General features: G+C 57.4%; 10 protein-coding genes. 4 read left to right on the top strand and 6 right to left on the bottom strand.

Annotated features, from left to right (window positions below):
- The first annotated feature begins 7 nt into the window (after positions 1-7).
- The 4 genes from GGD46_RS19680 to GGD46_RS19665 all read left to right on the top strand — a co-directional run bounded on the left by GGD46_RS19680 (position 8) and on the right by GGD46_RS19665 (position 6,108).
- Positions 8-1,537, top strand: coding sequence for an FGGY-family carbohydrate kinase (locus tag GGD46_RS19680; RefSeq protein ID WP_184706974.1), 1,530 nt, complete (start codon positions 8-10; stop codon positions 1,535-1,537).
- A gap of 61 nt (positions 1,538-1,598) precedes the next feature.
- Positions 1,599-3,341, top strand: a complete 1,743-nt coding sequence (locus tag GGD46_RS19675; protein ID WP_184706972.1) for a glycerol-3-phosphate dehydrogenase/oxidase — start codon at positions 1,599-1,601, stop codon at positions 3,339-3,341.
- A gap of 475 nt (positions 3,342-3,816) precedes the next feature.
- Positions 3,817-4,953, top strand: coding sequence for a mannitol dehydrogenase family protein (locus GGD46_RS19670; RefSeq protein ID WP_184706970.1), 1,137 nt, complete (start codon positions 3,817-3,819; stop codon positions 4,951-4,953).
- Between the two features lie 141 nt (positions 4,954-5,094).
- Entirely contained in the window at positions 5,095-6,108 is a 1,014-nt protein-coding gene (locus GGD46_RS19665) for a zinc-binding alcohol dehydrogenase family protein (RefSeq protein WP_184706968.1), read from the top strand.
- 154 nt (positions 6,109-6,262) lie between these two features.
- On the opposite strand, the gene rfbC is transcribed toward GGD46_RS19665, so the two are convergent.
- The 6 genes from rfbC to GGD46_RS19635 all read right to left on the bottom strand — a co-directional run bounded on the left by rfbC (position 6,263) and on the right by GGD46_RS19635 (position 12,514).
- A complete protein-coding gene (gene rfbC, locus GGD46_RS19660; RefSeq protein ID WP_184706966.1) occupies positions 6,263-6,811 on the bottom strand; it encodes a dTDP-4-dehydrorhamnose 3,5-epimerase in 549 nt (182 codons plus the stop codon).
- Between the two features lie 61 nt (positions 6,812-6,872).
- Positions 6,873-7,760 carry a glucose-1-phosphate thymidylyltransferase RfbA gene (gene rfbA, locus GGD46_RS19655; RefSeq protein ID WP_184706964.1) on the bottom strand — a complete coding sequence of 296 codons (888 nt, stop codon included), beginning with the start codon at positions 7,758-7,760 and terminating at the stop codon, positions 6,873-6,875.
- An 83-nt stretch (positions 7,761-7,843) separates the two neighbouring features.
- Positions 7,844-8,740, bottom strand: a complete 897-nt coding sequence (gene rfbD, locus GGD46_RS19650) for a dTDP-4-dehydrorhamnose reductase (RefSeq protein WP_184706962.1) — start codon at positions 8,738-8,740, stop codon at positions 7,844-7,846.
- Positions 8,737-9,804, bottom strand: coding sequence for a dTDP-glucose 4,6-dehydratase (gene rfbB / locus GGD46_RS19645; RefSeq protein ID WP_184706960.1), 1,068 nt, complete (start codon positions 9,802-9,804; stop codon positions 8,737-8,739). The genes rfbD and rfbB overlap by 4 nt, the downstream gene beginning before the upstream one ends.
- Positions 9,805-10,095: 291 nt before the next feature.
- The gene (locus GGD46_RS19640; RefSeq protein ID WP_184706958.1) at positions 10,096-11,094 is read right to left on the bottom strand and encodes a lysophospholipid acyltransferase family protein; all 999 of its coding nucleotides are present in this window, start codon (positions 11,092-11,094) and stop codon (positions 10,096-10,098) included.
- Positions 11,095-11,098: 4 nt separating this feature from the next.
- Positions 11,099-12,514: a cytochrome P450 gene (locus GGD46_RS19635; RefSeq protein WP_184706956.1), complete on the bottom strand. Its 1,416-nt coding sequence runs from the start codon at positions 12,512-12,514 to the stop codon at positions 11,099-11,101.
- Positions 12,515-12,573: the final 59 nt, after the last annotated feature.

Genomic DNA, 12,573 nt, shown 5'->3' with positions numbered 1-12,573 from the left:
AACAGGAATGCCGAGTCTGCTCGGAATCGACAGCGGTCTCACCGTCACCAAAGCCGTGATCTTCGATGTCGACGGAACGCCGCTTGCAGTCGCACGGCGCCGCGTGACCCAATTCATGCCGCACGCTCGCCATGTCGAACGCGACATGGACGAGCTCTGGACGCAGACTGCAGATGCCATCGCAGAAGCAATCAAGCTCAGCAATCGCTCTGCAAGCGACATTCAGGCGATCGCCGCGACCGCCCACGGCGACGGAATCTATCTGCTCGACAGAGCGAAGAAGCCGCTCGGACGCGCCATTCTATCTCTCGATAGCCGCGCAGGATCGGTCGTCGAACAATGGCTGAAAAGCCCGGTTGCCGACGAATCCTTGCGATTGACCGGTCAGGTGCCGCATGTCTCAGCACCTTCGGCGCTGCTTGCGTGGATCAAGGCCAATGAGCCCGCGCGCTTCGCTGCAATCGGCCATATTCTAAGCTGCAAGGACTGGCTGCGCTTTTGCCTGACGGGCGTTACCGGCACGGACCGCACCGAGGCAAGCACCTCGTTCACCGATGTTTCAACCCAGGCCTATTCTGCGGATGCGCTGAAGCTCTTCGGCGTTGCCGAGGTGGTGGGCGCGCTGCCGCTTGTGTCGCGGTCCGATGAGGTCGTCGGACATGTAACGGAAGCCGTGGCAAGACGCACAGGCCTTGCCGAAGGCACGCCCGTTGTCGCCGGCCTGCATGACGTTACCGCGTCCGCACTTGGAGCAGGTGGCTACGGCGAAGGGGTGGTTGCGGTCATTGCCGGAACTTATTCGATCAACGAGACGCTTTCTTCCACACCGCGTGTCGATCGCCGCTGGTTTTGTCGTAACGCCATTGCGCCAGGCCAATGGAACAACATGTCGATCTCGCCGGCATCATCGGCAAACTATGAATGGTTTCTGGACAAGCTATGCGCCAGTGAAATCAAAAACGCTGAAGCGGCAGGCCAATCCATTCACGCCCTGCTCGCACCCGAGATCAAGGCAGCATTCAACCGGCCATCGAGCGCATTGTTCCACCCCTATCTGTTCGGCTCGCCCTATGGTGTCCAGGCAAGCGCCAGCTTCTTCGGCCTTGGCGGCTGGCATGATCGCGGCGACATGCTGCGGGCGGTTCTTGAGGGGATCGCCTTCAACCATAAGATTCACGTCGATGCCCTAAGCGACGGTTTTTCCTTCAATCAGGCAAGGCTCGCGGGCGGCGTGTCGCGCAACCCGATCGTCGTGCAGATGTTTGCCGATATCCTCGGCATGCCGGTTACGACCACCGAAACCGACGAGGCCGCGGCTTGGGGAGCAGCCCTTTGTGCCGGCGCCGGCATCGGTGTCTACGCGAGCCCGCAGAGCAATCCGCGTGATGTTGCAGGGATCGCCACGACCTACCATCCAGACCCGCATCGTAGCGCCGAGTATCGGGTTCGTTATGATCTCTTCAAGGACATTGCCGAAGCCATGACGCCGCTCTGGCCGCGGATCGGTAATCTCGCCTCCCAAACCTCCCAAGACTAGACCGCCAATTGCGCCGCGCGGGGCAAGCTCTGCCGCGGCAATTCAGCAGGACGATGATGTTATGACCGATATGGCTGCCGATCTGAAACAACGTTTCTCGCAACTTCAAGACGGGGATATCGACGTCGTCATTCTCGGTGCAGGCGTCAATGGCGCCGGACTGTTTCGCGATCTCTCGGTACAGGGCATCAACTGCCTGATCGTCGACAAATCCGATTTCGGTTCGGGGACGAGTGCAGCACCGTCGCGCCTGATCCATGGCGGCCTGAAATATCTGGAAACCGGCGAGTTCCGGCTGGTCGCTCAATCGGCGCTCGAGCGGAACCTTTTGTTGAAGAACGCACCGCATTGCGTCGAGGCGCTACCGACATTCGTACCGATCTTCTCGTGGATGCGCGGCATACCCGCCGCGCTTCGAACACTCTTCGGATCAACGACAGCGCCACGCAGCCGCGGCGCTGTCTTGATCAAGATCGGGCTTGCGCTCTACGACTTCTTCGGCTCGCGAAACCGCGTGATGCCGCGCCACCGGTTCCTGCTGAAGGGTCGTGCGCTCAAGGAAATGCCGCATGTGACACGCCAGATCGTTGCTGGCGGTATTTATTACGACGCCAAGATCAGCCGGCCGGAGCGCCTGGTCTATGAATTGGTCAATGACGGGCTTGAAGCCAATAAGGGCTCGTTGGCCGCCAATACAACGACACTTGTATCGTCCATCGACGGGCTGCTGACCTTCCGGCGCTCGGACGGCTACGCCTTCTCCGTCCGGCCGAAGCTTGTAGTCAACGCCGCCGGTCCGTGGATCGATCATGTGAATGCCGCACTAGGGGCGCCCGCCCATCTGATCGGCGGCACCAAGGGGTCGCATATCCTTCTCGATCACCCGGAACTGGTGCGCAGCCTGAACGGCCATATGATCTATTTCGAGGCCGATGACGGCCGTATCTGCCTTGTCTACGGCTATCTTGGCCAGGCACTGGTCGGCTCGACCGACATTCCCTGCGACGACCCGGACAATGTGCGATGCGAAGAGCATGAGATCGACTATTTCATCGACAGCGTGCGGTCACTGCTGCCGAGCCTGCGCTTCGACCGCGATCAGGTCACTTACAGTTACAGCGGCATCCGTCCCCTGCCCGCCTCGGACGCCTCGTCACCGGGCCTCATCAGCCGCGACCACTCCGCACCGGTCTTCGAACCGCAGCCGGGACGCCCTTTCCCGATCATCTCGCTGGTTGGCGGAAAATGGACGACATTCCGCGGCTTTGCCGAAGAAGTGGCCGATACCGTGCTTACTCGCCTTCAGCGTAACCGCAAACAGTCCACCGAGCGTCTCGCCATCGGCGGCGGTCGGGATTTTCCGACGGGCTCCAACGAGCGTGCAAGCTGGATTCGGTCGATCGCCGTCAAAACCGGCGTGGAGATAAGCAGGGCGGATGAGCTACTCAGCCGCTACGGCACAACAGCCGCGGCAATCCTTGCCCATCCATCGGACTATAGTGACAATCAACGTATCACCGGCGCGCAACGCCACAGTGCGCTCGAGATCGATTGGATCGCACGGCAGGAACTGGTCGTCCATCTCTCCGATATCGTCTTCCGCCGCACGACTTTGGCAATCGAAGGCCTGCTGACGATCCAGGGCTTGCGCGAAATCGGCGCAATTGCCGCGACCGCTTTGAAATGGGATGCCCAACGCCTCGCCAAGGAGATCGACGATGTCGTCATGGCACTTTCGAAATTCCACGGCCAGACATTGACTGAAGAAGGCGCACGTCGGACAGCAAGCCCGGCGGCGCGCTGATCATCTGTCGGAAAACCGCCAAAGCTCAAAACCACCTCCTTTAGCGCTTGGCCGTCTCCGCGACCTATAGCGACCGAATGAGCATGATCGGTCACGGCCAGCTGTGCTAATGTTTTCTACCGATCGCCCACCGATAGTCATGGCCCCCATGCTGTCCGCACGGAGATCAGCCCGTCTCAGATCGCCGTAGAGCACGTGGCATATGCCGCGGCAGCGGCGGCAAGCTATCCATCCGGACGTTGACCCTCGGCATATCGCTCATAATTGCCCATATCGCAGAGGACTTCGTCTGTATCCCAACACGGCCTGGCACCTCACACGAAACCTCTCCTTGTTTCGATAAAAACATTTGACTGCCGATGGATCAGATGTTTTCTATAGATAAAAAACAAATCCGGCGCGACTGAGGGATGGTTCGAGGCCATCCCGAGCGAGCTGGAACAGCAATCAATATTGCATCTATGAGGCAACTTGCGTGAGCTCGCGGATAATCCAATTCGGCACAAGCCGGTTCTTGCAGGCACATGCAGCACTGTTCGTGCATGAAGCAAAGCAGTCCGGCCAGGACGTCGGCCCGATTACCGTCGTACAGGTGTCCGGCGCGAACAGCCGCAGCGGGCGCGTCGCAGCCTTCAACGACACAAATGGCTACCCTGTGATTGTCCGCGGCCTGTCGGACGGACTGCCCGTAAGCCATACGGTGCAGGTCAAAAGCGTCGTACGCGGCCTTTCCGCGACGGAAAATTGGGAGGAACTCTCATCGCTCTTTGCCGAGGATGCCGAATTCGTCATCTCCAACACTGGCGACACGGGTTATCAGACCTCGCTGGAAGAAGATCGCCGTGGTAATGACGGCGAGATTCCGCGCTCCTTCCCCGGTAAGCTTGCAGCTCTCCTCGTCAAGCGCTGGCAACGATCCGGCCGCCCACTCGTTATTCTTCCCTGTGAGCTGATAACGGCCAATGGGAAGGTTCTAAGAGAGGCGGTCATCGATTGCGCAACGCGCAACAGGCTGCCGGCTGACTTCTTCGCTTGGCTCGACGCCCATGTCGCCTTCGCCGAGACGCTGGTCGACCGTATCGTTTCCGAGCCGATCGATCCGATCGGTGCCGTCGCGGAGCCCTATGCGCTTTGGGCAATCAAACGCGCACCGGGAGTGCGACCGCCCTGCAGCCATCCCAGCATCGTGCTGACGGATGACCTCGAACCCTACGAGCGCTTGAAACTGCATATCCTCAATCTCGGCCACACCTTTCTTGCCGAAATCTGGCAGCGCGAAAATCGATCTGCGGATGAAACCGTGCGCGGCATCTTTGCGGACAATGACGTTTGCGCGAGGTTGGAGACGCTCTATCAAAGCGAAGTACTGCCCGGCTTTGCCGCAAACCGCATGGGCGACGAGGCCAGGACCTATATCGCAACGACCCTCGACCGCTTCCGCAATCCATTCCTCGATCACCGCATCGCGGATATCAGCCAGCACCATCGCGAGAAAGTCGATCGCCGCATTCGCTCGTTCCTTACATGGGCAGGTGAAGTGGGAAGTCATTCAAGTGCTCCCACGTTGAGGGAAATCGCCGCGCGGTATCCACTGAAAGAGGTCGCTCAATGATCGCTTCTGACAAACCAGAATGCGTTACCCTGGGGATCAGCGAAGAGCTAGCAGAAGCTCCAGACCGTCCTTTTGTCTCCGCATGAGGCGGCTATTTCCAACACCGACAATCCGTCCCGAGCCCTTGAAGAGTGCATCACAATGAAGACACTGATCTGTAACGAACCCGGTAAGCTCTCGCTGATTGAGCGCGATGTTCCCAAGCCAACCCCGGGAGAGGTACTGGTGCGCATCAGACGTGTCGGCATTTGCGGCACGGACTTCCATATCTACCAGGGCAAACACCCATTCCTCCAATATCCGCGCGTCATGGGCCATGAACTCTCCGGCACAGTCGAAGATGCGAATGGCTCTACCCGTCTCCGAAACGGCGAGAATGTCTACATCGTCCCCTACCTCGCCTGTGGCAAATGCGTTGCCTGCCGCCGCGGTGTGACCAATGCGTGCCAGAGCCTCTCCGTTCTCGGCGTACATTGCGACGGCGGGATGACTGAATTCATCTGCGTCCCCGAGCAGAATGTCGCCTCGGCGGGCAAGGCTTCGCTGGATGAGGCTGCCATGATCGAGTTTCTGGCCATCGGCGCCCACGGGGTCAAGCGTGGCGGCATCACTGCTAGGGATCGCGTCCTCGTCGTCGGCTCAGGCCCGATCGGCATGTCTGCCATCATCTTTGCCAAGGCGCGCGGTGCCGACGTTACGGTCATGGACATGCGCGAAGACCGATTGGAATTCGCCCTCGCTACGCTCGATGCCGACCGCACACTCATCGCCAACGATGAAGCGGAGGCGCAAGCAAAACGTCTGACCGATGGCGACTTCTTCGACGTCGTTATCGACGCAACCGGCAACGCCCGCGCCATGCAACGCGGCTTCGGCTTTATCGCCCATGGCGGCCGCTACGTCCTTGTCAGCGTCGTCCGCGACGATATCACGTTCTCGGATCCGGAGTTTCACAAGCGCGAAGCCACGCTATTTGCCAGCCGCAATGCGCAGCCGGATGATTTCGCGGAGGTTGTGAAGCAGATGGCGAATGGTCGGGTGCAAACAGCAGCATTGAACACGCATCAAGGTTCGTTAGACGACGGACCGGAAGTGTTCAGGGAGTGGTTGAGGCCGGAGGCGGGAGTGATCAAAGCGATCTTGGCGGTCGACTAAGTTGCCACATGATAAAATCGCAAACCGTCAACCTACATCCGAAGTGGACCTGCATTGCAACGCGCGGCAGTCGGCAAAGACGCGGCAAGATTTTCCCGCCGCGTTAGCCCTTATGAAATATGTCGATGTCGGGTACATCAGGCCTTATATCGGTTTATGCGAAGGTCTCTGCATCTGCTAATAGTGGTTGTCGCTGATCCTTCGGAGAAAGAGTGAGGGCCTCGTTAGCGCCCCAGTCGATCGCGATCTGCGGGTCGTTCCAACGAATGCCACGATCACTCTCGGGAGAGTAATAGTTAGTGGTCTTATAGAGGAACTCGGCATTATCGCTCAATGTCAGAAATCCGTGCGCAAACCCTTCCGGGATCCAAAGCTGGCGTTTGTTTTCCGCGGAGAGAAGGACGCCGACCCACTGTCCGAACGTCGGTGAAGATTTGCGGATGTCAACCGCGACATCATAAACTTCGCCAACCACGACACGCACGAGCTTGGCTTGAGCATGAGGCGGCAGTTGGTAGTGGAGACCACGCAGGACACCCCTTCCCGATCGACTATGGTTGTCCTGCACAAAATCGGCGCTCCTACCGATCGCCGTATCAAATTTCGCTTTGCTAAAACTTTCAAAGAAGAAGCCGCGATCGTCGGAAAAAACCGCTGGTTCGATGAGCTTAACATCCGGAATGGCGGTATCGATAGCTTTCATCTATTTCTTGCTCAAAGTTCGCATGAGAAACACCAGCAACTCACAGTACCGCGGTATAGAGTTAGAATATTTTCTCACCTAGGATCCCAAGGAGATATTGCCCATAGGCGTTCTTCTTGAGCGGATGCGCCAACTCCTCAACTTTAGACGCGCCGATCCAGCCATTGCGATAGGAAATCTCTTCGGGACAAGCAACCTTCAAGCCCTGCCGGTTCTCGATTGTGGCAATGTAGTGGCTCGCCTCCAGCATCGAGTCATGCGTGCCGGTATCCAGCCATGCATAGCCCCGCCCCATGGTCTGTACCTCTAACTGGCCAGCGTTCAAATAATGCGTATTGACATCGGTTATCTCCAATTCACCGCGCTGTGAAGGGCGGATGGATTTGGCGACATCAACGACTGTGGCATCGTAGAAATAGAGTCCTGTTACCGCATAGTTGCTCTTCGGCACACTCGGCTTTTCCTCAAGGCTGACCGCCTGCCCATGACGATCGAACTCGACGACACCATATCGATGCGGGTCTTGTACGTGATAGGCGAATACTGTCGCTCCAGCCTGCCTACTACTCGCATCATGGAGCAGACGAGTAAAGTCATGGCCATAGAAAATGTTGTCGCCGAGGACCAGAGCGGATGGCGCCCCATCTAGAAACGCCTCACCGATCAAAAAGGCCTGTGCCAGGCCATCCGGACTTTGCTGGACCGCGTAGTCGAGCTTGATACCCCATTGGCTGCCATCGCCGAGCAACTGTTCGAAACGGGGCGTATCCTGCGGCGTAGAGATGACAAGGATCTCGCGAATGCCAGCGAGCATCAAGGTCGTTAGCGGATAATAAATCATCGGCTTGTCGTAGATTGGCAGTAGCTGTTTGCTGACCGCAAGCGTTACTGGATAGAGACGCGTTCCCGAGCCACCGGCAAGTATGATTCCTTTGCGTGCTTTCGTCATCGTTGTGCGTCTCGTCTTCTTTCCATTCGTGCTTGTCCGTTGCCCTAGTGACCAAAGCCACACACGGTTCTACAGCATTCCACTCATGTCGACCGCAAGCTTGCCACGACATGGTCAACCCCCTCCTGCCATGCAGGAAGAGTAATGCCTAAGCGGTTCATAAGCTTTGTGCAATCCAGCTTTGAATTGGCTGGCCGTTTCGCCGGAGTGGGATATTCCGCGGTCGATATAGGCTTGAGCTTATCGATTGAAAGAGCAAGTTTGAAACCTCCTGCCGACGCTTCACGAACGATGTGCTCAGCATAGCCATGCCATGACGTATTGCCGCGAGCGGTTAGATGAAAGGTCTCTTTGAAACCATCTGTTGTCTGCAAATTCGAAACGCGTTCGACGATCGTCCGCGTAACGTCGGCAATCAGTGCTGCCGACGTCGGCGCGCCCAACTGATCAGCCACAACATTCAGCTCGCTTCGTTCCTGCGCCAGCCTGAGGATTGTCTTCAGGAAGTTGCTGCCGTGATGACCGTAAACCCAACTGGTTCGCAGAATGACATGACGCACGCCAGAGGAACGGACTGCCTCCTCGCCGCGCCACTTACTTTCGCCATAGACAGACTGCGGATTGACAGCGTCCCCTTCCGCGTAAGGGGTATTCTTCGTGCCGTCAAAGACGTAGTCAGTTGAGTAATGGATGAGCAAGGCATCGTTGTCGGCGGCCCAGCGCGCCAGGACCCCGGGTGCGGTAGCATTGACTGCCATCGCCAGATCGACATCGCTTTCAGCGCGATCTACCGCTGTATACGCCGCAGGATTGACGATGATACGCGGTTCGTGCTCCCGAAGTACGGCAAGGACGCTTGCTTCATTGGCCAGATTCATTTCCTGGCGCGTCAGAGCGACAACTCCACCCAAGGGTGCAAGTGAGCGCCGCAACTCATACCCGACCTGTCCATTAGCGCCGGTAACTAGAATGGCGCTCACGACTGAGCCTCATATTGTTTGCCGACCCAGTCGCGATAGTCGCCGCTGGTGACGTTGCGAACCCAATCTTGATTGGCCAGATACCATTCGATCGTCTTTCGAATCCCGGTCTCAAATGTTTCCTGCGGCTTCCAGCCCAGTTCACGCTCAAGCTTGCCAGCGTCGATCGCATAGCGACGATCATGGCCAGGCCGGTCCTTTACGAAAACGATCTGATCACTATAGCGGCCACCATCGGCCTTCGGCTTGAGCTCGTCCAGAATCGCGCAGATTGCATGCACGACATCGAGGTTCGGTTTCTCGTTCCAGCCGCCGACATTATAGGTCTCGCCGATCTTGCCTTCCTGCAGCACTCGCCGAATGGCACTGCAATGATCCCTGACATAAAGCCAGTCACGAATCTGCTGCCCATCACCGTAGATAGGAAGGTTCTTGCCCAAGAGCGCGTTCAGGATCACTAGCGGGATCAGCTTTTCTGGAAAATGATAAGGGCCGTAGTTATTGCTGCAATTGGTCGTCAATACCGGCAGACCATAAGTGTGATACCACGCACGGACCAAATGATCTGACGCCGCCTTACTGGCGGAATAAGGGCTGTTCGGCTCGTAGCGATTGAGCTCGTTGAAAGGAGCATCATCCTTGGACAAGGTACCATAGACCTCGTCAGTTGAGACATGCAGAAAGCGGAAAGCGGACTTCTCATCCTCCGGTAGGCCATCCCAATAGCCGCGTACAGCTTCCAGCAGGTTGAAGGTGCCAACCACATTCGTTTGGATGAAATCGCCCGGGCCGTGAATGGAACGGTCCACGTGGCTTTCGGCTGCAAAATTGATCACCGCTCGCGGCCTATGCCTGGCAATGAGCTCGCTTACCTGCTCGCGGTCGCCAATATCGCCATGCACGAACACATGACGATTGTTGCCTCTCAAATCCTTCAACGTGTCCAGATTACCCGCATAGGTGAGTTTGTCGAGATTGATTATCGTTTCGTCATGCCTCTCAAGCCAGCTGAGGACGAAATTCGCGCCGATGAAGCCTGCCCCGCCGGAAACCAAAATCGTCATCTAAAACCCATTCCCATCCAAATCGTCTGATAAAACTGAAGCCACAGTGGCTATATAGCGGAACGTGCGATCGCCAAAAGATTTTTTGGCTCCGCATAAAGCAGCAGGATCGTCGAGCACTGCTATATTTTCCGACTTCAGGATAGCAGTTCAAACTCCGACGCTCTTCAACCATACACAACTATCAATTGCGATTCATCGTATGATTGCATCGGAATTCCCTCGATTTCAATAAAATCAATCTTCTCGAACTGCCACCATGCACGAATAACCAGGGGTCGATTACAGAGTTCATAATAGTCGATTATCCACGAAATACCATTGCTCTGGGTGTTCGCGAACAATGGGTTCTATTATTGCATTCAGAACGCCAACATCCTCAATAATCTGCTCTTCAGTGCTTGGCGTTTTCGGCAGTTTGAACGGCTCCAGTGCCTGCAAGGCAAAACTGGCTCCACCATCCCGCCTGATGAACAGCGGATAGATCAACGCATTCGTCTTTCGCGCCATTCGCGCAACAAGGGCATAGTTGCTTTCGAGATGAGCTGGTCGTCCGAAGAAGGGCGCCCGAATGCGACCACCAAATGCTTCGTCACAGAATATCAGCAGGTTGCCGCCACTCTCCAACATCCGCAGCGCCGGGCGCACATAGCTGCGGCCAGGCTTCAAGATACGCGCTCCAGGCCCCTTCCTACGCATCCTGTTTGCGATGTATTGCCGTGATCGGCGTTTGGGGGGATCGTAGTTAATTCCGAAAGGCAAGCCCATATCGAGAAGGCACCAGCCCAGCACCTCCCAATTGGCAACATGTGGGGCAATAAAAATCACCGGACCATCGGCGCAGCGTTCGACCATGTCATCCATGCCGATCTTGCGGACGTGACGGCGAGCCAGCTGGGCCACCGCGGAATACTCCACCATCTGGCGACCTTGTGAGTCCGCATAACGCTCCAATAACTCCTTGAGTTCGGCTTCGCCCAACTCCGGTCGGATTGCCTTCAGATTAGCAGCAGCGCGTGCATAGGCTCCTTTGTGGAACCGCGGCGCCAAGAACCTCCCGAGCCACCCACCAACTGCCGAGCGCGTCCGAACAGGCAGGAGCGTCAAGGCGAAGTACAGGAAAAGGTCCACGGCATTGTCGATATTGTCGTGGAGCCAATAGCGCAGGAACGTTTTGCGCTGATGGCCACCGGCTAGGAAGTCGGCAAGCGGCGGCGCCTTTGGAGCCTCATAGGTCCAGGCCTTGCGCTTTTGTGGAACGGGTGGCGTGCCGTTGTCACCAACCAGCATCTGATTAGCGCCTGTGCAACGTAACGGGTATGCCGCCACGAGGCCGCAAAGTCAGACGGCATTGCGGCTGAACATTGTGACCCTGCTTCACGCGTACGCGAAAACGCTGGGCAAGGATCGCAAGGCAGAGGATCGCCTCGGTAAGACCGAACTGCAAACCGGGACATACCCGAGGGCCGGCTGCGAATGGAATATAGCTGTAAGGCGTCGGTCGCGTATCACCCAAGAAGCGCTCTGGATGAAAGCGATGCGGCTCGGGGAAAAGCGAGTCCGTGCGATGCAAAATCCATGGCACGATCAACACGAGGGCCGCCTTGCGCACCTTCACATCGCCGATTTCATCCGGCTCGGCCGCCTGTCGAGCCAAAATCGGAACCGGCGGGTAAAGCCGCAGCGTCTCCTCGATCACGGCCCGGCACCAATCAAGCTTTGCGACGTCGTCTATCGATGGGACACGGTCGCCGCAGACGGCCTCAATCTCCGCGTGGACAGCTTCTTCCACCCAAGGCGCACCCGCGAGCAGATACCATGCCCAGGTGAGGGTCGCAGCCGTTGTCTCATGCCCGGCCATGAAGATGGTCGCTGCCTCGTTCCTAAGCGCGACCACATCGAGTTTCAGTTCCGGGTTGCGCTGCTGCCGGCGGATCAGCAGTTCGACCATCGAGCTGTTGTCGCCCTTGCCGGCGAGATGATCTTCGATCACCTGGTCAATAATGCGATGGATGCGCTTGACCGACCGACGCAGGCTCGGCGTCTTGACGATTGGGAGTCCCTCATCAAAACCAAGGAAATAGCCGAGATTGATGGAATCGACCAAAGCCTGATAGCTGGCGAAACCTTCCGTCACGGCATTGGCGCTCTCCTCGCCAAGGTCGTTGCCGAAAACGCTCCGCGAGATGATCTCCGCAGTCAGCCCCGCCATTTCGGACAGGGCGTTTACTTCCGTCCCCTCGCCTAGGCGCTGCCATCGGTCAACAAGTTCGCACGCGGTCGTCTGCATGATCGCACCGAAGGCGGGCACGCGGTTCTTATGCACGATGTCCGAGACCAGCGGCCGGCGTTGCTTCCAGGTCTCTTTGTCGGAAATGAACAACCCGTCGCCGAGCAGATACTCAAGCGCGCGGCGCATCTGCGGCGTCTTGCGCTCGAAATTCTCATGCCGCTTGGCCACTACATAGCGGATCGCATCCGGAGAATTGACGATGACGATCTGACGCCCCAGAAGCTTGAACTCGGCCACGTGCTCGCGGTAATCTCCCCGGCGCCAGATCGACAGGAAGTCGCTGCGTGCCTGCAGCATGAGTTTTAGCGGCTGACCGGGCTTCCCGCTGTAATATGCGGCATGCGCTGGCTCGAAGTACCGCGATGCCTGATCGGTACTTTCGACAATCTCGGTTTTCTGATCAAGCCAGGCCAGCATTTGGGTGCAGAACTTTCGCGCCTTGCGGCCGGTAACAATGGAATAATGATCGGATACGA

The sequence above is a fragment of the Martinezella lusitana genome (assembly GCF_014207095.1).
Classification (GTDB): Bacteria; Pseudomonadota; Alphaproteobacteria; order Rhizobiales; family Rhizobiaceae; genus Rhizobium; species Rhizobium lusitanum_B.
Note: the sequence above shows the minus strand (reverse complement) of the source record. Positions and strands in the feature narration are given on the sequence as shown.